Origin of the sequence: Granulicella tundricola MP5ACTX9 (genome assembly GCF_000178975.2) — a bacterium.
GTDB lineage: Bacteria > Acidobacteriota > Terriglobia > Terriglobales > Acidobacteriaceae > Edaphobacter > Edaphobacter tundricola.
This window is the reverse complement of the sequence record NC_015064.1, coordinates 2,520,830-2,543,791: the sequence shown is the minus strand read 5'-3', so window position 1 is coordinate 2,543,791 and position 22,962 is coordinate 2,520,830. Positions and strand designations below refer to the sequence as shown.

The window sequence follows — 22,962 nt, the reverse complement described above, 5'->3', positions numbered from 1 at the left end:
CCCAATGAAGAATGTGTTTCCACGCCGCAGAACGCACCAACTCTCGATCCAGCAGGTCGGTCAGGAGACCTTGATCTATGACGAGCAGACCCATAATGCTTTCTGCCTCAACCCGGTCGCCGCGGCCGTATGGAATCTGTGTGACGGAGAGACTTCAGCTGCCGTCATCTCGGTCTCCGCATCGTTTGCCTTGAAGCTGACTGTATCTGAGGAGCTTGTCCAGTTGTCACTTGAAGCTCTCGCGAGCGACGGTCTGCTTGAGTCAGAGTCTCCACCGCCCGCACCAGCGACGATCTCTCGTCGCGCCGCAGTAAGCCAGCTCGGTGTCGGCGCGGCGATGCTGCTGCCGGTGATCGCGGTCATCGCTGCCCCGAAGGCCGCACAGGCGTACACCGGGTGTGTCAACTGCACGGCCCCAAGCTCCACCGGTACCCGAGGTCGACGCCAGTAGAACGGCGCTCCGAACAATGAAGCCCGATCAGGCTTCCTGCTGCACCAGGACAGACTCCGTGATGAGATGCAGCTCCCGCAAACACGCCATGATTCTCTCGTGTGGATGGCTGGGCATAGCCGCAGCCACGATCGGCTGCGGCTCGTCCACGCCGTCTTCGACAACCACAGTAACGGCTCCGGGAAGCGCATTCACGGGCCACATAACCGCGGCAGGGCAGCCTGTGATCGGGGCTTCCGTGCAGCTTTACGCCGCTGGAACCAGCGGCAACGGAACCGGCGCGGTCAATCTGCTGCCAGGCCAAACGATCTCATCCAACAGCGCCGGGCAGTTCAGCATTCCGCAAGACTTCGCCTGCCCCACCTCCACGACGCAGACGTATCTCGTGGCGCAAAGTGGTAATCCGGGTCTTGCAGGCGGCACAGACAACCGAGCCCTGCTGCTCGTGGCCGCTCTGGGAGATTGCGGCAGTCTTTCAATTACGACAACCCCTATCGTCAACGAAGCCACGACCGCGGCGGCCGCCTGGGCGTTCTCAACCTTCCTCGGAGCCAGCGCCGCCATCGGGTCGTCCGCAACCAACGCAACAGGTCTGCGCAACGCCTTCGCTCTGGCGGCGAACCTTGTCAGCATCTCGACGGGAACGATACCGGGACCGAACCTGCCATCCAGCGCCAAGTTCGAAACAGCCAAACTCAATACGTTGGCAAACGCCCTGGCGAGCTGTACTCACTCCGAAGGAGGCGCAGCCTGCGGCCCACTCTTTGCCGCAGCACAGCAGGGAACTACGAAACCTGCCACCACACTCGATGCGGCATTGAGCATTGTTCGCAATCCTGCAAACAATGTAACGGCTGTGTTTGCGGCTTCATCGGGACAAACCACATTCCAGCCCACCTTGGCTAGCGCTCCCCACGACTGGACGTTGTCCATCACGTACGGCAACTGCACCTCCGGCTGCGGTGGTCTTAACCTTCCAGGGAATATTGCGATCGATTCCACCGGAGCCGTGTGGGTCGCCAACTACTTCGGCCGAGTCGCCTCCAAGTTCTCCGCGACCGGTGTTGCAGCAGCAACCAATGGCTTCGTTGGCACCGGCCTCTATGCTTCGTACGGCATCGCGGTGGACGCCTCCGATAACGCATGGGTGACCAATCTGCAAAGCTTTACTCCCACGAACAGCTACTCAGGAAGCGTCAGTGAGTTCTCCCCGGCAGGCGCAGAGTTATCCGGTCTCGGCTACACCGGTGGCGGCGTCTACTATCCACTGGCGGTAGCGGCCGGCACCAACGGCGACATCTGGGTTGCGGACTACGGCAGCTCGTCAGCGAGCCTCCTCGCCTCTAATGGAACAACCCTGTCTGGAGCCTCAGGTTATGCTGCATCGCAACTGCCGTTCACCTCAGCTGTCGCGCTTGATGCCACTCAAAATGCGTGGTTTGCGGTGCAGAACGGCGTCGCGCGAGTCACTCCACTGGGCGCAGTCACGTCCTTCTCCTGCTGCGACGATCCTGAGGGGATCGCCGTCGATCCTTCCGGCGACATCTGGGTCGCAGACTATGGCGCGTCCAGCCTCATCGAGCTCTCCCCCTCAGGCCAGACCATGGCAACGCTCGACACCGCAAGTGCAGGAGCATCTCCCAAGGGCATCGCCATCGACGGTGCAGGCAACGTGTGGGCAGCGAACTACTACGGCAATAGCCTCACCGCGCTTACCGGAAGCAACGCCGCGTTTCGCTTCCCGACGAGAACCATTGGGCTCGACGCCTCGTTGAATGAGCCTTACGCTATTGCTGTCGACGCCAGCGGCAACCTCTGGGTCTCCAACTCCAACAGCAACGCGCTGGTCGAATTCATCGGCCTGGCAAGCCCCGTGAAGACTCCACTGCTGGGGCCACCAGCCCAACCATGAGCAACCGCTTATCACGGCATCCTCCGCAGAATAATTTCTGACAAGCAAAGGAGAGTGCCGCAGCGTCGAGACCAGGCTTTATGAGGAAGGACACTTCGAGATGAATGCAACTGGTCAAGCTTCGGGGCTGACATGCACGCCTGATTCCGTCGTCTCATGCGAGTCTTACGGTGTCTTTTTTCGTGTACGCGTGGCCACGCCGGACCTCCTGGCTGAGGTAATCAAAGTCTTGCCCCATGGCTCCGTCCTCGTTGCTGAGGTTCCTGCTGGTGCCGAGGAGTTCACGTTTTCGGCAGACTCCCGCACTCGCAAAGGATTTGAAAGCAGCCTTGAGCAGCTCCGCCAGGATTTGATGGTGCACGTCGCCAATTCCGCGCCCGATCATGTCTTTGTGCATGCGGGCGTGGTCGCGTGGCAAGGACACGGGCTCATGCTTCCAGGGGAGAGTTTCGCGGGCAAGACGACCCTGGTGGCTGAACTTGTGCGCGCTGGTGCGCTGTATTACTCGGATGAGTACGCCGTGATAGACCAGGAAGGGAAGGTTCATCCCTATGCGCGAAATCTGCAGGTTCGAATGCCCGGATATGCGTTGCAAACTGATATGCCAGTCACGGAGTTAGAGGGCATAGCGGGCACGCGACCGCTCTCGATTGCTCTGGTGGCGTTCGTGAAATTTTCCAGGGATGAGCCTTGGATGCCTGACTCGATGACTGCTGGCATGTCAGTCCTGGAGATGCTACGCCACACGATTCCGGTTCAACGCACTCCTGCGCGCGTTATGGCGACGCTGACCTCAATGCTCGCTGATGCGTCAGTCATCCGCTCGAAGCGTGGCGAGGCGGGGCCGGCAGCACACGCTTTGCTCAAGCTGCTGGAGTTTCATGCGGTATCAGCATGAGAGCCGGCATGAACTGCTTGCTCGATGTGCTGCAGGGGAAGGTGGGCGCGCAATCCCTCAGCGATGTGGAGTGGGAGCAGGCGTTTGAACTCGCCGAAGCGGAACAGGTTCTACCCTCGTTCGTCTCGACTCTCCGGCGCAGCGGCCTGCCCTTGTCGCCATCGATTGAGAAGCGTTTGTGCGGCGCCGAGCGTCAATGCGCTATTGCCGGATTTTTCTGGAGTGCGGAGTTACGTGGCCTGCTGAAGTCGTTTGCCGAGGCCGCTGTGCCGGTGTTGCCGCTCAAAGGACCATCGCTGGCCCTTCGCGCTTACGGAGAGGCGGCCTTCCGAAGCGCAAAGGATCTTGACCTCCTCGTGCAGCGCTCCGATCACGCAGCCGCGGAATCAATCCTGCTAAAGATCGGCTTCGCACCCAATCGTCACGCGGACGACTATCACCGCCAGTGGAGTCGAGGGACGACCTTGGTCGAGTTGCATTTTGATCTGGAAAATCCCCTGGCCTTCGACTTCAAAGTTGAGACAGCTTGGCAGCGAGCTAGTCCCGGAGAGTTTCAGGGGCAACCGGCTTGGCACTTTGCCGCTGAGGATGAGTTGTTGTTTCTTGCTCTGCATGGCGTGCGTCACCGCTTCGAGCGGCTAAGCCACGTCTTGGACCTGGCGCTCGCATTTCGTGCATTTGCGCCGAATGGGAGTCTCGCTGTACCCCGTGCAGACGTCGCTCCAATCTCTCGACTGCTCGTCCTCGGGGCGGAGTTAGCGAATTTGTTGTTCCCGGAGGAGCCGATGCCAATCGTCCCTGCAGACAATCGGACAAAGCGCAAGATGGACACACTCGCGAAGAGTCTCTGGCAGGATCTTCTGTGCGAGCCGGCGGGACAGCTTGATTGGCAGACGCAACACCGTTTCTTTGTCGAGACCGAAGTCTGCATCGGCGGCCGTTATTGGTGCCGAATAAAGCACATGCGAATTCTTCTCACACGGACGATCGAGGCAGATCATGCGTTCGCAAACCGGCTTGGCCTCATGCGTCACTGGCAAGTCGCGCTTCTTCGCCCGATTCGCTTACTGCTCAGGGACCTCAAGCAAAGAAGGAGCAAGCCTCGAATCAGACAAGCTCTGTGACCTTGAGGAAACGAGCGGTCAAACGATGGTCGTAGCTAAGATCATCGGGGAAATGCTGACCTGGGCTCGCACATGTGCGGGGCTGAAAATCGAGAGCCTAGCTGAGGGCTCGATTAGCGTTGAGATGCTGACCGCATGGGAAGATGGGACGGACAAGCCCAGCCAAACACAAGCAATCGCCATCGCTGAAAAGCTCGGTATCTCGTACGCCATGCTTTTCATGCCGGAAGTTCCCCCATCAGACAATCCCAATACTCTAGATTTACGGGTATCGACCTTCTGCTAAGCAGAAAGACCATGCTGTCGTCCTTGTCTCATACGACACCTTCAAATCAAACAGTGTTGCAGCGACCAGTTGAGACGGCACGACTTTGCGAGCGATAACGAGCTTGAGCCGCGCTCCATCGATCGATGGAGCGCACGCACACTTGTCAAGCGCCGTCAGTCGATTTCGCAAGAGAGGCGCGGCGTAGGTTTGTGGGAGAGACTTCAGAGCACTCTACTTGAGAGCGTCTCTCAACGGCAACGGGCATTCCTAGTCTCATTGAACGAATGGGGTATGCTGGTGGTGGTAGACGGAATTATTACGGTTATTTCGGAGTACTGCCCCTTTATGCTGCAGCTTTCCTGTTTTGTTCCAACGAATATCTTCATGCCGGCAGCATCACCGGCGCGAGCGATCTTCGGGTTATCGATTCTTACGCTGTGCATCGTTACAGCGATCTTCCTGGTGGTGGGCGGATTGCTGCTGTATGCGTTGATTAAGTTTCGGGAAAAGCCCCAGCAGGACGATCGAGAGCCTGTGCAACTCTTCGGCAGCAATCAGATTGAGCTATCGTGGACGGTCATTCCGATCCTGATTGTGGTTGTTCTGTTTCTCGCTACAGCTCGAGTGATTATTGCTACGGAGCGCTCCCATCCTCCGGAGGGTGCCTTGCATGTGACCGTTGTGGGACATCAGTACTGGTGGGAGTTTCGGTATCCGGGCACGCAGGTGGTGACTGCCAATGAGTTACACATTCCAACCAGCGACCCGTCCCATCCGCGGCCCACATATCTCAATATGATCTCCGCTGACACCGACCACAGCTTCTGGGTGCCTCGATTGGCAGGCAAGATGGATGTAATTCCAAACAAGATCAATGTCATGTGGTTCGACCCGCAGCAACCTGGCCTGTACCTCGGCCAGTGTGCACAGTACTGCGGAACGCAGCACGCGAAAATGCTGATCCGGGTGTATGCACAGACGCCTTCCGAGTTCCAGCAGTGGATGAATGCGCAGGCGTTGCCGGCGGCGCTCGATCCGCAGATGTCGGCGGGACGCGCGGTGTTTGAGAGGAACGCCTGCATGAACTGCCACCAGGTTCGTGGGACGGTTGCGGATGGAAGATTTGGTCCGGACCTGACGCACTTCGGCAGCCGCGATACGCTGGCGTCAGGGGCGGTTACAAATACTCCGGAGCATCTGCGTCAGTGGATCGCCGATCCCAGCCACTACAAAGACGGTGCACTGATGCCCGCCATGCACCTGAAGGATGCAGATATCGATCTTGTCTCCAAGTACCTGGAATCTCTGCAGTGACAACCACGCACACGCCCGCTTCGGGCAGGAGCCATTGATGGCGACAACGACAAGCACTCCCGAGTACAAGCAGGGCAAGCCTGAGCTGCTTCAACCAGGCCGCGGACGGCTCCTGGTCGAATATCTGCATGGCTGGATCACGACGGTCGACCACAAGCGCATTGGCATCATGTACATCTTGTCAGCGCTGCTCTTCCTGGTGATCGCCGGAGCGGAGGCCTTGGTGATCCGTTGGCAGCTCGCAGTGCCGAACAACGACCTGGTAAGCGCGGCGAACTTCAACCGACTTTTCACCCTGCACGGCACCACAATGGTCTTTTTCGTCGGTATGCCCATCCTCTTCGGCTTTGGCAACTACCTGATCCCGCTGATGATCGGGGCGCGGGATATGGCCTTTCCTCGCTTGAACGCCTTCTCCTTCTGGGTATCACTGTTCGGCGGGTTGCTGCTTTACTTCAGCGTCATCGGTGGCAGTGGGCTTTACGGCGCGGGCTCAGCGCCAGACGTTGGTTGGTTCGCTTATGCGCCGCTGACCTCGCGCGTCTTCTCTCCGGGCCATAGTACAGACTATTGGACGCTGGCAGTCATGCTGAGCGGCATCGGCTCTGTCGGCACGGCGCTGAACATCGTGACTACGACCATCTCCATGCGCTGCCGGGGCATGAAGCTCATGCGCATGCCGCTTCTGGTCTGGCTCTACTTTGTCACCTGCCTGCTGGTGCTGGTCGCGCTCAGTCCGCTCACCGCGGCGCAGATCATGCTGTGCCTGGACCGCTATCTAGGAGCGCATTTCTTCGATACGCAGGCAGGCGGCTCCGCGGTGCTGTGGATGCACTTCTTCTGGATCTTCGGACATCCGGAGGTCTATATCCTGGTCATGCCAGCATTCGGCTTCGCCAGTGAGATCATCCCGGTCTTCTCGCGCAAGGTGATCTTCGGCTATCCGGCAATGGTGCTGGCGACCATCTCCATCGGATTCATTAGCCTGAGTGTGTGGGCCCACCACATGTTTACTGTCGGACTGGGGCCGGGACCAAATACGTTCTTCACTCTGGCCACGATGATCATCGCAGTACCAACAGGGATCAAAATCTTCAACTGGCTGGCGACTATCTGGGGCGGCCGTGTGCGCTTCGCCACACCAATGATGTTTTCAGTCGGCTTCCTGTTCAACTTCCTCATCGCCGGCCTCACTGGAATTGTGCTGTCGGTCTCGCCCTTTGACTGGCAGCTTGGCAACTCCTACTTTGTGGTCGCGCACTTCCACTTCGTGCTTGTAGGGGCCATTCTGTTCATGATCTTCGGTGCCTTCTACTACTGGTTCCCGAAGATGAGCGGCAAGATGTTGAGCGAGCGGCTCGGCAAGTGGCACTTCTGGCTTTTCCTCTTCGGCTTCCACATGACCTTTGACCTGATGCATATCCCAGGCATTCTCGGTATGCCGCGCAGGATCTACACCTACCAGGCGGATCGAGGCTGGGGCACGCTCAACATGCTCGTCTCCATTGGCGCCATCTTCCAGACTATCGCGGTGGGCATCTTCGTCTGGAACCTCATCGATTCGCTCCGGCACGGCGAGCCCGCCGGGCCTGATCCATGGGACGCATGCACGCTTGAGTGGTCGACCACCTCGCCGCCGCCGGCCTACAACTTCAACGACGAGCCAGAGGTTCACAGCCGCAGGCCGCTTTGGGATCTGAAGCACCCTGACGATCCGGATACCGACTATGCAATGTGAGGCGAACCAATGAGCAGCCAGACCACCACCGGTTCGTCCTCTTTCGCCGAGACTTACGCCGCGCACCCGTCCAAAGGGCTTGTAGGCATCCTCTGCCTCATCGTCGCGGAGACGACAATATTTGTCATCTTCGTGGTGGCGTATATCTTCTATCTGGGAAAGAGCCTCAGCGGGCCCGCCCCGCATGAAGTGCTGAGCCTGCCCATCGTGGCAACCGTCTGTCTGCTCTCCAGCAGCCTCACCGTACACCAGGGAGTGGCGGAGTTGCGCAAGGGCAAGAGCGCGGCTGCGACGTTTTGGATCGGGATCACTGCGCTGCTGGGCCTCATCTTTCTTGGATTCACGGGCGCAGAGTGGTTTGACCTCATCGTGCACCACGGCCTGACGATCAAGACTAACCTCTTCGGCACCACCTTCTACTCGCTGGTGGGGCTGCATGCAACGCACGTCGTTGTCGGTTTGATCATGTTGTTGCTCGTGACGTTCTTCGGCCTGAACAAACAGCTGGAGGAGCGGCATGCTGAGCGGCTTGAGATTCTCTCGCTGTACTGGCACTTCGTCGACGCAGTCTGGGTCATTGTGTTTTGTGTCGTTTACTTGTTTGGCAGATAAGCCCTTCAAGGCTGGGAAAGGAGCACGCGGATGGCTACAGAAAATGAGATAGAACGGCCGGGCGCCGATACACGGATCGAGATGCCGTCGCCTACAGCGTGGCCGCTGGTGCTTGCGCTTGGTCTTGCACTCTCCATCTCGGGCATGGTCACGTCGGCTTGGGTCACCCTGGTCGGCGTCCTGATGTTTGTGTATGCGGCATCCGGGTGGTTCCGCGAGATACTGCCGCACGAAGCGCACGAATGGATGGAGGTCACTGGCGAACGGGTGGAGATTACCCGCTCGAAACGCGAGGTCGCGCGCCTCTCCGGCTCCTCCACCCACCAGCAGGTTCAACCGGTGGAGACCTTTAGCCTGCTCGCGGGCATTGAAGGCGGCGTCGCTGGTGGAATCGCGATGCTGGTTCCCGCCGTGATCTATGGGCTGCTGAAGGAGCACAGCGTCTGGTATCCGGTCAATCTGTTGGCAGCGGGTGGGTTCCCTTCGTGGTCCAATGAGAGCAATGCCTTCTTGGCGCAGTTCCACTGGAAAGGACTGATCGCGGCTTCGATCATCCATGGCGTAACTTGCCCCCTCGTAGGGCTGCTCTACGCCGCCGTTCTTCCCATGTTCCCCAAACGCCCCATCCTGATGGCAGGCTTCGTGGTCCCTCTGTTCTGGACCAGTCTGATCTACAGCATGCTCGGTCTAATCAGTCCGATCCTCAACCAGCGCATCGATTGGGATTACTTCATCCCCTCGCAGTTGGCCTTCGGTCTCGTAACAGGCTGGGTCATCAACCGGCACATCCATCTGCGAGGCACAGACTTCAGTAGCCTGCCGTTTGCCGTCCGCGCGGGATTGCATAGCGATGTGCGCAATCGCGATGATGCAGATGGGGGACACTCTTGAGGTTATCTTTGCAACCATCGACCGGACCGTCCCGCCTTCTTTGGGCGCTCTCTCTGGGGGCGCTCAGCATCACGGGCTGCAAGCTGCCAGGACGTCCAGCGCCTGGAGACATTCCGCAGCGTCCCGACCAGGTGGCCGACTTCAAGACGCTCTACAACAGCAACTGCGCAGCCTGCCATGGAAGCAATGGGCAGCATGGAGCAGCAGTCTCGCTTGCAAATCCTGCCTATCTGAACTACGCGGGCGAGACCAATATTGCCAACATCACCGCCAAAGGCATCGACGGATCGCTGATGCCGGCATTTGCCACAGAGGCCGGCGGCCTCCTGACAGACACACAGATCCGCATCCTTGCCCACGGCATGGTCACGAACTGGGGAAGGCCGGGCGCAACGGCTCCCGCATACCAGAGCCACGCCGTCGGCGACATCAAGCGGGGAGAGACGGCGTACCGCAACGATTGCCTGCGCTGCCACGCACCCGGCAACGGATCGCTTCTGGACCCAACGTACCTTGCGATCATCTCGGACAGCGGTCTGCGAACCTACATCGTCGCGGGTAAGCCGGAGGACGGAATGTCCGACTGGACTGGCTACGGCGCCGCGCCGCTGGACGACCAGACCATCACCGACCTGGTCGCATTCCTCACCTCGCACCGAATCCAGACGCCTGGTCAGCCTTATTCGAATGGCCTTGGCGAAGCAAAACCACAACCACAGCCCGCCACAAGCACCGGAAAGAGTGGATCTCTGTGAATGATTCCAATGAACTTGCATCACAGCGGACGGAGATCACAGCGCCTCAGGACCAGCCTGTACCAGTCACCGCCTCGCAGTCCACATCGGCCGAAAAGGCCGCCAAGCATACTCGCAGGGTCTTTCTCTTCCAGCTTTCGCTTGGCCTGAACGCAGTAGTCGGTGCCGTGCTTGCCGTCCCAATCCTCGGCTATGTCCTAGGCCCAATGTTCAAGAAGAATGGCTCCTACAACAGCTGGGTTCCCCTGACGATGCTGGATGCGATGCCCGTCGGCGCAACCCGGCTGGTCGAGTACCTCAACCCGCAGCGCACACCGACGGACGGCGACACCGATAAGGTAGCCTGCTGGGCCAGGCGTCTCAGCCCAACCAGCTATGAGGTCTTCGCCATCAACTGCGCACACCTCGGCTGTCCCGTCCGCTGGTTTGAGCAGTCGCAGCTCTTCCTCTGTCCCTGCCACGGCGGTGCATACTACGCCAACGGTGATCGCGCCTCAGGGCCGCCCGAGCGAGGACTCTTCAAGTACGACGTCCGGGTCTCCGCCGGCAGGGTCTACATCAACGCCGGCGAGATGCCCACGCTCGCCACGCAGGCATGCCGTGAGAAGAAGAACGAACCCCTCATCCATATACAAACCGACAGCGCGGAGCAAGCAGCATCCGAAGCCTACAACCACATCCCAATCTCCATCGCCTCCGAGCCCGACGGGAGGAATGCATGAGCGATCCCAGGAAACTAAAAACACCGGCAAAGTCCTCGCTCGTTCGCGGAGGGTACAACCTGTACGCATGGTTTGAGAAACGTACCGGCCTGGTAGAGTCCGCGCTTCAATCCGCCGAGCACCCGGTTCCCGAGAACACCTCGAGTTGGTGGTACGTCTTCGGCAGCGCGGCGACCGTGCTGTTGATGCTGCAGGTTGTCACCGGCATCCTGCTTGCGCTCGTCTACGCACCCTCGGCCAGCAACGCCTGGAACGTGCTGCAGGTCTTGAACCACCAAGTCGCCCTCGGATGGCTGCTTCGCGCGGTCCACGGGTGGGGATCGAACTTCATGATCGCCATCGTGCTCATCCACATGGCGCAGGTCTTCCTCTTCGGAGCTTATAAATTCCCTCGCGAACTGACCTGGATGGTCGGGGTCGTTCTGCTCCTGCTGACACTCGGCATGGCCTTCACCGGTCAAGTCCTCCGCTTCGACCAGGACGCCTATTGGGGTCTGGGTATCGGCGCCTCCATCGCCTCACGGGTGCCGATCATCGGCGGCCCGCTCGTGCACATGATCCTGGGCGGCCCGATCATCGGCGGCCCAACCCTCACACGCTTCTTCGCGCTCCACGTCTTCGTCATTCCCGGCCTGCTGATCGCGCTAGTCGGCCTTCACGTATGGATGGTTCTTAAGCTCGGTATCAACGACTGGCCCATGCCCGGCCGCATCGTGCGCAAGGCCACCTATGAGCGCGAGTACCACGAGCTCACCGAGCGCACCGGTATCGCCTTCGTCCCGGACGCCGCCTGGAAAGATGCTGTCTTCGCGGCGATCATCCTGGCCTCCGTTCTGCTAGTCGCCGTCATCTTCGGCCCCATCGGCCCCAGCGGGATGCCGGACCCTACTATCATCCAGACCGCTCCCAAGCCGGACTTCGCCTTTCTCTGGATCTACGCCGTACTGGCGTTTCTGCCTCCTTCTGTTGAGACCCCGGTCATGCTCATCGTGCCCGTGCTCGCAATCCTGGGCATGCTGGCGCTGCCGCTGTTTGCAGGTGAAGGCGAGAAGCATTGGTCGCGCCGTCCCATCGCCGTCTTAATGGTCGTCGTGATCGCCTTGGCGCTCGGCATCTTCACCCGGCTCGGCACCTACACACCATGGAGTCCGATCATGGATGCCTGGACCAGCGATCCCGTGCCGCAAGCCTATCTCGTCCACCGCACGCCACTTGAGCGTCAGGGAGCTCTCGTCTTCCAGAATAAGCAGTGCCGCAACTGCCATTCGCTGGACGGGATGGGCGGCCAGCGTGGGCCGTCACTCGACACCATCGCAACCCGCATGTCCGAAGACCAGTTGATTCGCCAAGTCCTGCAGGGCGGAGGCAACATGCCCGCATTCGGCAACTCGCTCTCCCCGGCCGAGACCACCGCGCTCACCCGCTTCCTGCGCACGCTCCGTGGGCCCGGCGAACAAAGCCCGGCAGACGTTCCCGCCATGCAGCTTGGACAGGATGGCGAAAGCCTGCCTGCCGAACGCCATGGTGACCCTTCACTTGATGCCAAACCGGTCCGCTAACCGCATGGAGATGCATTGATCTCGGCCGTCTTGATCACCAGCCCGGATCTTATCGGCGACTGGACCCCCCCGCTCTTTCTGACGGCCACTTGCATCCTTACGATCGCCCTCTACCTGCGTGGCTTCTCTCTCCTGCGCAGGACACGCCCAACCTTTTCATCACTGCGCGCAGCCTCTTTCTGCGCGGGAATCCTGGTCCTCTGGTTGGCCTTGGCGTCGCCGCTTGAAGAGCTGGCCGATACCGTGCTAACCGCGCACATGATCGAGCATCTTCTGCTCATGTCCGCAGTCCCGCCCCTGGTCTTGATCGGCTGGCCCGTTGTCCCCATGTTGCGCGGCCTTCCGCTCTGGCTGCGACGCTCGCTCGTGCACCCGCTGCTCCGTTCGCGACTCATACGCGCCGTGCTGCACTGGCTCGATTCGCCTCTGGTCGCATGGCTACTCATGAATGCCACCCTGCTCCTATGGCATCTCCCCAAGGCGTATGACTTCGCGCTGGAGCATGAAGGCTGGCATGATTTCGAGCACATCTGCTTCCTTGCCACATCTCTCGGCTTCTGGTGGATCCTGCTGCGGCCATGGCCGGCAACCGCGCGGAGTGCAAGCTGGGGTTTTCTCGCTTATCTGCTAAGCGCAGACTTCGTCAACACCGGGCTTTCCGCGACACTCGCGTTCATCGGCCATCCGGTCTACGCTTATTACCTCAACCACACCAACCCACTCGGCATGGACCCCCTGATGGATCAGCAGGTGGGCGCGTCCATCATGTGGGTCTTTGGCTCCATGGCGTTCCTGCTGCCCGCGCTCGTTCTGGCTGCGCGCATGCTGAGCGGCGGGAGTAGAGATGAGCGGAAGAGCAGCCAGTTGTATGAGCGTGAACCCGCACGAATCGTTAGAGACCTCAAGAATCCGTAGGTCTCGGCGTTCGCGAGAAGCGGGATTATCGCCCTCGTCATCATCATCATGATCATTTTGGGGATACAAGCGCGGGACCCAGTGGGTAATCATTCTTAATGAACAAATTTAAGGATGTCGCGCAAGTTTGTCAGTACTGATCAAGAACATTCCACATCAAGGCCGCGCAGAGTTGCGATGTGGCGAAGATGCTTGACGCATGGTGGAATTGCTAAGAGCAGTAGCAAGCACAACGAACATAGGCCGCCGAACAGATGCCCCCCTCGTTCGTAGAAAGTATGTCCGCCTTCGATGAGGGGTAGAGTCGCCAGCATGTGGCTCGCCGGCTGCGAATGAAGAGAGGGATCAACGGCGTAGGTCTTCTGAAGTACGCGTCCGTTGGCGTCGATGAAGGCTGAGACGCCGGAGTTGACACTTCTTGCCATCGCGGTTCGTTGCTCGACCGCAGCGAAGACGGAGAGCGCCAGATGCTCCCAGGGCTCGGATGTGTCGCCGAACCATGAGTCGTTGGTGAGGTTAACCAGAAGCTGTGGGTGGTTTGCTCCGACGAGGCGTAAAAAGTCCGGCAGGATGTCTTCGAAGCAGATGAAAGTTCCCAGTCTCAGGACCGTTCCATCGTCATTCCTAAAGGGCAGGGGAGTTGCCGTGCTTCCAGGAGTGAAGCGGGCGTAGTCTCGCGGCAGCAGGTCGGTGAGCCATGGCAGGATTTCGCCTGCTGGGATACGTTCGCCGAAGTTCATCAATCTGACCTTGTCGTAGACGCCTGCGATGTTGCCGCCACGATCCACCAGGAGCGCAGAGTTGAAGTGCTTTTGCGCCGCCGTATCGCTGATATTGGCTCCGATGATGACGGGTGTATGGAAGCCCCGCATGATCGCCGGCGATGGATCGACCGCTACGACCCCCTTGCGACGTTGCAGTGCGAAGGGGTAGCTTGTTTCGCTCCAGACGATCAGCTGCGCACCTGCTGCTTCTAGCTCTCGCGACTGCTCCTGCAGGATGGCGAGGCGCTCCGATGCCGGTTGCGGGTTTTGGGAACCCTTCTCGGTGTGAGCGAAGTTCGGCTGGACGATACCCACGCGCAGCTTGGCGGCGGCGTTGGAGATTGCGTCCACCTGACGGATGCGGATCGCTCCATAGAGCAGAGATGCGATGAGGATCATCGCTGAGATGACGGCTGGCACAACTGCCCGGCGCGTGGAGACGATCAGGTCATACAGCGCGCCGTTGATGAGCAGCAGCAGCGCGCACACCCCGAGTGGGCCTGTGATGTCGGCTATCTGGATGACCAACGGATGCCACGCTTGTGTGATCGCGAGACTGTCGGGGAAGACCATGGGTTCGATCCACTCGGCTGTCACCATAGCCAACGGAGCGAGGAGCGCCATGGGGATGGTCCGGCGATGCCTTGCGAAGTGGACTGCCGCTCCGAACAGGGTGAAGGTCAGACCCTGATACAGGCAGATGGCGAGGAAGAGGAGTAGGGCGATCGGCCATGGCAGGTGTGCGAATCGCCGGATGGTCTGGAACAGCCAGTAGAAGCCTCCCATATTTCCAACCAGCCCGGTCCAACTGCTGAACCACACGGCCCTTTGAAAGGAGAGTGTCTGGTCCAGAACGAACATCAACGGGAGCATCGCGATCCAGGCGCCACCGGCAAACCGGAAGGGCGGCGCGCTGAGAAACCAGAGGCATCCTGCCAGCGTGGCCAATGCAAGACTGGACCCCGCTGGCAGTTCACGCGCCGATGTGATCTTTGCCCGTGTCATCGTCATGGTTGCAGGGTCAGATTGACAGTGTGGCTGATCGATCCACTCGTTGCATTGACGGTAAAAACGATGGCCGGTGGGTCGTCACCGCAGCCATTCAACACGAGCCCTCCCGCCAGGCTGCACAGCAGGAAGAGCAGGATTTTGCGATTGCGGATCGGTTTGAGTTTCCAGGCAAACGGTAAGCACAGCGCGAAGCATGCGAGGACAGGCCATCCCTGGCGAGAGTTGAATGGTGGCCGTTTCATCATGACTTGCTGTGGATTCGTGAGCGTCAAGGTGGTGCTGACCGAGCTTCCATTCGGCGTCACTGTGGACGGGGTGAAGGTTGGAGTCCCATAGGAAGGATCGAGGCTGCTGACCGTGAAGGTGATCGGCTGGTTGAAGCCGATGCTTGCGGTCAGTGGCGCAATGTTGATCAGCCAGCTTGGACTGCTGTTGCCGTTCTGCGTTCCGGTGGGAGATGTCACGACGAAGTCCATGGGGCTGGTGCCGCCGTTGAGCGTCACGCTCACGTCACCGGTGCTGAGCTTCACGTCGAGACTGGCGGTGAACTCGTTGGTGCTGGCATCGGGACCGAAGGTGACCGATATCTGACAAGAGGCGTTCTTGGCGATAGCCGATGGGCAGTTGCTCGTCTGCGTGAACGCCGTCGGATTAGCGCCGGTGAAGGTTGCGCTGGTAAACCCAAGCGGCGCTTCGCCACTGTTACTCACGGTGACGATTTGTGCCGGGCTCTTGCTTCCAGCGGCCGTGGCTGGGAACTGAATATTTTTTGGCGTTACAGTGGCCGCGGCAGGCGTAACCACGTTCGCAGTCAAGGTTACAGACGCCCCATACTGGAATGTGCTTCCCGGCAGCGTGTAGGGGATTGTCAGTATTGCGGTCTCCGAGGTATCAGTTGCGATATTTCCCTGAAAGCCGATCCCATACTGGCAACTGCCGCCGGCAGCGACAGTGGTGCCCCCATTGCCGTTGTCCCGGCAGGTTGCAAGTGTGCCGTTATCCGGGACGAAGCCCTGGGTTCCGCCAGTGAGCGTTACATTGCCAAATTGCCACGAGATCGGGAAGGTCGAATTGTTTGTCACCGTGATCAGTTGTATCGTCTGTTGATTCTGGGGAATATCCTTGAAGATGAGAGGATTCGGCGTCAGCGTGACCTGAGGCGACACGATAAAGGTGGTTCCCGTGACGTTGATGGTTGGATTGGAGACCTTGTCCACTACCTGGAAGGTCTCTGTCTGCGTTGACGTGTATGTTGGGGCGAACTGCAACGTCAAGGTGCAGGAGGCATGCGGTTGAACGCTGATAAAGCAGGTGGTGGCGGTCACGCTGAAGGCGTTGTTGGAATTTACGTTGGTGTAGATTGCTATGGTCGCATCGCTACCGTTCGTGAAGGTCACAAGCTTTGTCGCAACCGTTCCCACCGGGACGACGCCGAAGTCGAGGTTTGCCGGTGACAGCGTGTCGGAGCCGGCAGCGGGCGCTGCGGCGCCGGTCGCCGTAAGTTGCACAATCTGCGTTCCAAAGCCGTCTGTCACGGTCAGCGTGCCAGCGTAGGGGCTCGGGGCTGTGGGAGCTACCGTGATGGCAAACTGGCACGTTGCCCCAGCCGCGACTGAGGCTCCGCAGGTGTTGCCGGACAGGGCGAATCCTGTACCAGCTACGACGGCACCGGTGACGGGGAGCGCTGTGGTGGAGTCGTTGGTAAGCGTGACAGACTGCGTCGTGGTTGTGCCGTCGGTAACCATGCCGAAGTCGAGCGCGGTGGGCGAAAGTGTCACTGTTGCGCCGGTGGCGTTTCCCGTCAACGCGATGGTGAGCGGGTTGTTTGGAAAGTCGAGATCTCCGGTGGTGTACGTTGAGGTCAGCGTTCCAGCCGACATTGGGGTAAACGTGATGTTGATCGTGCAACTGGCCTTCGGAGAGAGGATGGCGCAGTTATTGGTCTGGGCGAAGTCCGTGCTGTTCGAGAGCTTGCCTTGGGCCAATTCAACGCTCTTGGCTGTGCCGTTGTAGAGCGTCGCGGTCATGGCGACGCTGGTCGATCCGATGCTGGTCGATGGGAATGTGAGGGTCGACGGCGTTAGAGTCAGGATGCCTGGATCAATGGCGGTGATGAAGCCGTCGGACGTCCCGCCGCTGCGGGTCACCTGATAACCATTGACGATCCGAAGATCGGTTGCGCTGGTCGTGCCCACGATCAGAATCGGGCCGGTGGGCGAAAGATATACACGCTCTGGCACGGTGGCTCCTTGGGTTGATCCCAGGAAGGACGATACCAACAACGAACTGTCGAAGGACTGGGTGGTATCGATCAGGCCAAAGACGACGTCGTACACGTTAGGAGAAAGTTGCGGAGTCTGCAGGTTATTCTTCACCGGAAAGCCCGATCCGGCGACGCCGGTGAAGGCCAATAGCCCCTTCGTCGAGACCGCGATCTCCACGCCTACCGGCACGTAGGTCGAATAGAGTAGAGTCTTGCCGTCCGGACTGAGCTTGCTGATGTAGCCCGCCTGGTTGCCGTCGATGGCGATCTCATAACCGTTCAGGGTGGGGAATCCGGCCTGGCTGGTATAGCCGGAGACGTAGACGTTGTCGGAGGGATCGATCACGATATCGCGGGGATAGATATACACGTTGGAGGCGCCGTCGACTCCTCCCAAGTACGTGGCATAGGGAATCGTGGAGCCGGTGGGATCAATCTCCATCAGGAAGGTGGCGTCGCAGGGGGTCGACCTGCACTGAGGCTCCAGCGCGCTGGCGTCCGTGGTCGGAAACATATTGTCGTGGGTCGAGCCGTAGAGCCAGACATCGCCCTTCGAATCCAACGCCAGCGAGCTAAGAGTGACGACGTTCGCGCCGTCAATGCTGTCGCCTACGTAGGTCGCGTAGACGACGGAATCCGTTCCGGTCTTGGTTGTATCGAGCTGCGCGAGAAAGTCTACAGCGATATGGAAGAGAGAATTCTTCTGCCAGATGAATGCCAGATCCGAGGCCCCGGACTGCCCGATCACGTAAACGATGCCGTTGTTCGCCGTGGCCATAACCGGCGGGGCGTAGTTTACCGATGGCCTGCCGTAGCCGATGAACGTGGAATACAGGATCATCGAGCCGTCCGCAGACAGCTTCGTCAGTGTGCCGGATGTCTTGCCTCCCGCGGGTGCTCCGCCGGGATACCCGTTCACGATGGGAAAGTCCGTGCTTTGCGTGGCGCCGGCCACGTAAATGCTGCCGTCCGTATCCAGCGCGAGGTTATAAGCCTGATCGCTGCCGCTGCCGCCGAGGTACGTCGCGAAGAGCGGCTGCTGGAAGGTGGGGTCGAACTTCACGACGTACATATCTGGCGCGGTGGATGTGCCGCCATCCGCATTCGCCGGACCGCACTTACCGATACAGGCTCCAGCGGTCGCGCCGGGCATAGTCAGGTCTGTCGAATCCGTGGTCAATAGCAGGAAAAGGCTGCCGTCACCGGCCACCTTGAGATCAACAATCGAATCGGTATACTTGCCGCCGAAGTAGCTGCCGTAGACGATCACCGGGTCGATCACCAGCGGGCGCGCATGATCGTAGCTGCCTAACGTGAACTGCGCGTCGCCGTCCGCGCCTAGATGATAGCTCGCCATGACACCCTGTCGCGTGCCGCCCTCAGATAGCTGGTAGGCCACCGGTCGCTCCATCCGGATGGCATCTTCGGAGCTGTCGGGCTGTTTCAGAACCAACTCACCGGTCTTGCCATCGAGCCGAGGCGAAGCGCCGCGAAACTTCATCCGGATCATCCCAGGATCTGCGTTCGCGGCAATCAGGTAGTCGTGTTCCAGTTGCTCGCCATTGCCGTAGTACACAAGGTCCACGCCGGGATAAACCGCCGATACCTGCACTCTGCCGAACTGGCTTACACCTGTCCGCCACTGTGTGGGCTTGTTGCCAAGCAGATAGTTACTCTGAACTGTGAGCAGGTCTCGCCCTTCTGGCGTGGCGTGTGAGTTCGCTCCGTCCAGTACCACGGAAACAGCGCCCTTGTCGCGTTCGCCAAACATGACAGCGCCTCCACCATCAATCCTCACTTTGCGACCCATGCCGCGACTGGACATACCGCCATCCGCCGTAGCTTCAAAGTGGAGGGATTGGCGTAACAACATCCGCTTCATCGTTTCGCGTGATGGGGAAGATGCCGCGGTCTGTGAGGACGCAACCCCGCAGAAAAGCGCAATGGACATCAACAAGATGCTGTGAACGAAGGCGAGGGAACGAGGATAGAAATTCATCACAAAACTCCTGAAAATGAAATCAGGGTCGGCAGCAGCGGCTGCGCCCCTCGGTTACTGAAACTGAATCGACTCAGAGCGTCTTCTAATCCGAAGAGCAATCGACAATCTTTCCGGGATACCGGCGTCACTCAATTTTTCTAGTTACGCCTGCAGTCATTCCTGATAAGGCGCTGGAGCAGGTCGAGAGGTAGCCAGAGCGAAAGGCCCGCCAGAAGGCCCGCGGTGACTGAGAAGAGAACAGTTCGTCGAGCATTTTTGTTTTTCCTATGAGCATCACTGCTGAAGTTTGGAAGGGCTGCATTCATCCCTCATCTTTTGAATAGACCGTTCACAGACCCACACTTCGTTGTCGGAAGAACATAAGAGGTGCAGCTTTCCTTCGTTCGCGGCCAGCTTCAGTTGCGCTGGTGTCAGCCGCAGAGTGCTCAGTACGTCGCGGAAGTTCGGAAGCCACGGGGACCCACAATGGGGACACTGCCTGGGTGGTGGCTTTTTTGAAGCTGCCCCCTTCGGGTCTGGCCCCTGGGTGGAAACCTCTGGAATCGAAAGGGTGACTTCGGTCTGTTCGATTCGTATCGAAATCCGTTTCCGTAGCATGGGTCTGTTGTCCCACGCTCGGCGAGTAGTCGTCCTCAACCGAATCTCAACCGCGGCTCAATTCCTGCTCAATCCACTCAAGTGTAGGAAAAAGGGAGTTTGGTCCCTGGAAGTCTATTGCGGTCAAAGGATTGTTACTCGCTTTTCGAAGCCGTCTATTAATGAATGCCGCGTGGATTCGTAGCCTTTGGCATGCTTCGCATCGAGCGAAAAACCGATAAACACGAGGGATGGCACGCACAATTTGCGAAGGCGCGAACTGTGTATCCGCTCTCCTCTTCCTCCGATTTGACCGATAACCACCGCTGCTCATGTCGCTGGAAACGCAACCGCGAATTCGATTCGAGGGGCTACCTTATCGACCGCCTCGCCTGGTAGCTCCAATAGCAGGGCGCGACGATCACGCTTAATTGTGTAAGCCTTCTTTTTTCTTTGGCTTCTTCATCTTTGCCCTTAGGCATAAAGGGCAGCGAAACTTTCGCTTCCCGTGATAGACATGACCCTTTAGCTCCCGCATCGGAACACGGCATCGTTTGCAGGTCACGCTACCTCTGCCTCTGACTTGGCCATCTATTTCTCTTCGTCACCCTGGTAAACATTTATCAGCTTATCCGTTGGAACTGACGGTATCGCAAAGGCAATGGCCGCCGATCCCGCCGCTTTTGACCCGGACAATGCGCGGGCGCTGATGACAGTGACGGGTGGCCGCACCGTCTATGAACTTCGCGGGATCTCCCGCCTGCCGCTAAATCTGATGGAGTAAATCATAAATATCCGAGGGCGACTGAGCTGTAAAAGGAGAACGTAGACTCATAGCGAGCAGTGAAGACAGAACGAAGTTCTGGGTAGTGTCTTAATTTGGCGTCCAAATTAGGACACTACGACACAGCCGTCTCGATCTGCACTACCTGTTATGAAGAGGGATATGCGCCAGGCTGGGGGGGACTGATAATCATCCGCGCTAACGTAGCGGTGCTTGCCTTCGACGACACGCTACTGAAATTTTAAGGGGATCTCTGCCGCAATCGCCTCCCCGTAACACACGACAATATGCTGACCCTTTCTAAGACGGATCGAGCCATACTGGTGACGACCACAGGTGATTCCGATCAGATCGAGTACGTTTCATAATCGAATGCACCATTGCTCTCCTTCAGGCTCGCTGGTAATTAGGACTGCGGTTCTGGTGGCCATATTTTCGGTAACCGGTTGCGGCAGTAGAGGGAAGCCCAAAGCGGCCGGGCCTCGCGGCGGCGATCACCGTGCAGCGGCAAGCGCCACGATTCCCTTGGGAGTGAAGCCACGCTGATGGTAGCTGCAACGGGAAGTAGTCCGCTGAGCTATCAGTGGAAGAGGACGGAAACATAGTCCTTGGCGCGACATCGGCGAGCCTGATGATGTCCGCCTTGCAACTAGCAGACACGAGGACCAGTTCGCGGTGACGGTATCAAACGCCTACGGATCAGAAGTGAGCAGTGTTGCAATGATCTTGATCGAGCCTCGGTCGCCGGCGCAGCGGGATATGCGTCTCAAGCATGTGCAGATCTCGCCGAATCTGAAATAGATCGCAATGACAACATTATTGCAGTGATTCCGGGAAACATATTTTCTTCGAGTTTCACTGGCGCACCTCGTTCGCCCCTGTCAGTGAGAAACCAAAATTGCGGCACGAGCGGGAACAGGGCTAGCTATACTTGGCTTCTCGGGGAGTCTGGGGTGCCGGCAGGTATAGAAGGCTTTAATTCGGCATATTATATGGCGAATTCGCTGATAAACTTTAATGGCGATCTGAGCGAATTGGGTGCAAACGCGGTCTTAACGTCTCTGGACTAGGAGAATGGACGGACCTTCGCGTATGGATTGCCGCGTATTCAGTCGAAACAAATCCGACGTTTTCCGGCGGCTTCAAAATCAACCGCGCAGGTTGGAGTTGTTATCAGCTACCCTTATCTTTCAAAAGGAGTCCAGCACGGATTTAGCGCAAGCCCTTAGGTTTCTAGCGGCAAGCCGTACATTTTAAACGACTTAAAATGGTGGAGGCGGTGGGAGTCGAACCCACGTCCGAAACTACAGTCAACAGAGAGCTTTCATGCTTTTCCACGTTCATCTTTGTCTCGTCATCGACGCTAGGAACGGGCGAAGAAACGTTGACGACCAGCCTGATCGATCTCGTCCCGTCCGCTCAGGCGGAGCAGTTGGGACCAGCCTACTGTGCGACGATGGCTCTCCGCCCATAGGCGAAGCGGAGGACATCGGCCACTTAATTAATTAAGCAGCAAGAGCGAACTGAGGTTCGGCACTTATAGTTTTGTGAGCGATTACGGGTGTCCACACCCCGGCATGCCTCTCTGCCGCAAGCAATCCCGTCGAAGCCGTGACGCCCCCATTTGGAGCAAGCACCAACATTGCATTGGGCACTCAAAGATCTACGCTTAGTATAACTCACGCGTAAATATGAAGTTGGGTGCCCCATATCGCGATTCTGAAATGTGGGTTCCGGCTACTTCCCAGCCCCAACCAGATAAGCCGCCAAAGGGTCAGCTTTCAGCGCCACCAACCCACCCTTAACCCCAGTCCCACTCAGATCCACAAATGGAATCCGCTGTTCCGTAGCGATCGCCTTCGTCCAATCCCCAGCCCCGTCCTTCGCCCCCGCTAAAGGCGAGCAGAGAATTGGATTCGCCCCATGGTTGATCGCATCCACCACGATCTTCCGCAGATACCACCCATAGCTATGCACCAGCTCAAGCTTCTTCGTCCCCGGGTCAAGGTAGTCGAAGGTCCCATCTCCCATCCCCTTCAGCGTCCGCTGCGCATCGTCATGGTCCTGCCCACCTTGGCCCTCCGGATTGAACTCGATCAACACGAAGTCTCCCGGCTTGATCTGCCCCGCAAGCTGATCCCACGCGCCAGACTTGATATAGGCCCGGCTGGTCTGCCCGACGGCTCCGCTCTCCACCAGCTTGATCCGGTTCGGATCGAACGTATCTCCCACGGACGACGAACTAAGATCCCCCACCAGAAAAAGTGAAGGACGATTCGGATTCGGAGCAGAGGCTTGTCCGTTCGCGACAGAGAGGGAAGCAAGGGCAATCATCACAGGGGCAGCGCGGCGAATCCAGGGAACCATAACACCCAGCATCATCGCCCGCGTCCCTCCAGTCAA

17 protein-coding genes and 1 other RNA gene are annotated in these 22,962 nt (G+C 58.7%); 14 read left to right on the top strand and 4 right to left on the bottom strand.

Annotation, left to right across the window (positions count from 1 at the left end; translation table 11 throughout):
* The first annotated feature begins 4 nt into the window (after positions 1–4).
* From ACIX9_RS10825 to ACIX9_RS10760, 13 genes are all read left to right on the top strand, one after another.
* Positions 5–451, top strand: a complete 447-nt coding sequence (locus tag ACIX9_RS10825; protein WP_013580529.1) for a PqqD family protein — start codon at positions 5–7, stop codon at positions 449–451.
* A gap of 61 nt (positions 452–512) precedes the next feature.
* The gene (locus tag ACIX9_RS10820) at positions 513–2,363 is read left to right on the top strand and encodes an NHL repeat-containing protein (protein WP_157477483.1); all 1,851 of its coding nucleotides are present in this window, start codon (positions 513–515) and stop codon (positions 2,361–2,363) included.
* Positions 2,364–2,463: 100 nt separating this feature from the next.
* Entirely contained in the window at positions 2,464–3,261 is a 798-nt protein-coding gene (locus tag ACIX9_RS25785) for an HPr kinase/phosphorylase (RefSeq protein WP_013580527.1), read from the top strand.
* 8 nt (positions 3,262–3,269) lie between these two features.
* The gene (locus tag ACIX9_RS10805) at positions 3,270–4,385 is read left to right on the top strand and encodes a nucleotidyltransferase domain-containing protein (RefSeq protein WP_041597053.1); all 1,116 of its coding nucleotides are present in this window, start codon (positions 3,270–3,272) and stop codon (positions 4,383–4,385) included.
* 25 nt (positions 4,386–4,410) lie between these two features.
* Positions 4,411–4,671: a helix-turn-helix domain-containing protein gene (locus ACIX9_RS10800; protein WP_013580525.1), complete on the top strand. Its 261-nt coding sequence runs from the start codon at positions 4,411–4,413 to the stop codon at positions 4,669–4,671.
* A 189-nt stretch (positions 4,672–4,860) separates the two neighbouring features.
* Positions 4,861–5,967, top strand: coding sequence for a cytochrome c oxidase subunit II (coxB, locus tag ACIX9_RS10795; RefSeq protein ID WP_232298695.1), 1,107 nt, complete (start codon positions 4,861–4,863; stop codon positions 5,965–5,967).
* Between the two features lie 37 nt (positions 5,968–6,004).
* Positions 6,005–7,705 carry a cytochrome c oxidase subunit I gene (gene ctaD / locus ACIX9_RS10790; RefSeq protein WP_013580523.1) on the top strand — a complete coding sequence of 567 codons (1,701 nt, stop codon included), beginning with the start codon at positions 6,005–6,007 and terminating at the stop codon, positions 7,703–7,705.
* A 9-nt stretch (positions 7,706–7,714) separates the two neighbouring features.
* Positions 7,715–8,317 carry a cytochrome c oxidase subunit 3 gene (locus ACIX9_RS10785; protein ID WP_013580522.1) on the top strand — a complete coding sequence of 201 codons (603 nt, stop codon included), beginning with the start codon at positions 7,715–7,717 and terminating at the stop codon, positions 8,315–8,317.
* 30 nt (positions 8,318–8,347) lie between these two features.
* Positions 8,348–9,208 carry a hypothetical protein gene (locus ACIX9_RS10780; protein ID WP_013580521.1) on the top strand — a complete coding sequence of 287 codons (861 nt, stop codon included), beginning with the start codon at positions 8,348–8,350 and terminating at the stop codon, positions 9,206–9,208.
* An 8-nt stretch (positions 9,209–9,216) separates the two neighbouring features.
* A complete protein-coding gene (locus ACIX9_RS10775) occupies positions 9,217–9,963 on the top strand; it encodes a c-type cytochrome (protein ID WP_013580520.1) in 747 nt (248 codons plus the stop codon).
* A complete protein-coding gene (locus tag ACIX9_RS10770; RefSeq protein ID WP_013580519.1) occupies positions 9,960–10,685 on the top strand; it encodes a QcrA and Rieske domain-containing protein in 726 nt (241 codons plus the stop codon). The genes ACIX9_RS10775 and ACIX9_RS10770 overlap by 4 nt, the downstream gene beginning before the upstream one ends.
* Positions 10,682–12,244 (top strand): cytochrome b N-terminal domain-containing protein, encoded by a 1,563-nt coding sequence (locus tag ACIX9_RS10765; RefSeq protein ID WP_013580518.1) that lies wholly within the window; start codon positions 10,682–10,684, stop codon positions 12,242–12,244. The genes ACIX9_RS10770 and ACIX9_RS10765 overlap by 4 nt, the downstream gene beginning before the upstream one ends.
* Positions 12,245–12,259: 15 nt before the next feature.
* Positions 12,260–13,159: a cytochrome c oxidase assembly protein gene (locus ACIX9_RS10760; RefSeq protein ID WP_013580517.1), complete on the top strand. Its 900-nt coding sequence runs from the start codon at positions 12,260–12,262 to the stop codon at positions 13,157–13,159.
* Positions 13,160–13,299: 140 nt separating this feature from the next.
* Here ACIX9_RS10760 and lnt read toward each other — a convergent pair whose 3' ends face one another.
* Both lnt and ACIX9_RS10750 read right to left on the bottom strand, forming a co-directional pair.
* Complete coding sequence (gene lnt, locus ACIX9_RS10755; RefSeq protein ID WP_013580516.1) at positions 13,300–14,934, bottom strand: apolipoprotein N-acyltransferase; 1,635 nt, start codon at positions 14,932–14,934, stop codon at positions 13,300–13,302.
* Positions 14,931–19,196, bottom strand: a complete 4,266-nt coding sequence (locus ACIX9_RS10750) for a choice-of-anchor D domain-containing protein (RefSeq protein WP_013580515.1) — start codon at positions 19,194–19,196, stop codon at positions 14,931–14,933. Before ACIX9_RS10750 ends, lnt begins: the two co-directional genes overlap by 4 nt.
* 1,240 nt (positions 19,197–20,436) lie before the next feature.
* Between ACIX9_RS10750 and ACIX9_RS27380 the strand changes: the two genes are divergently transcribed.
* On the top strand, positions 20,437–20,559 hold the full coding sequence (locus ACIX9_RS27380) for a DNA repair protein (protein WP_013580514.1): 123 nt from the start codon (positions 20,437–20,439) through the stop codon (positions 20,557–20,559).
* A 1,268-nt stretch (positions 20,560–21,827) separates the two neighbouring features.
* Here ACIX9_RS27380 and ssrA read toward each other — a convergent pair.
* Together ssrA and ACIX9_RS10745 are read right to left on the bottom strand one after the other, a co-directional pair.
* Positions 21,828–22,181, bottom strand: a transfer-messenger RNA (tmRNA) gene (ssrA, locus tag ACIX9_RS24725).
* Between the two features lie 115 nt (positions 22,182–22,296).
* Complete coding sequence (locus ACIX9_RS10745; RefSeq protein WP_013580513.1) at positions 22,297–22,941, bottom strand: SGNH/GDSL hydrolase family protein; 645 nt, start codon at positions 22,939–22,941, stop codon at positions 22,297–22,299.
* Between the last annotated feature and the right edge of the window lie 21 nt (positions 22,942–22,962).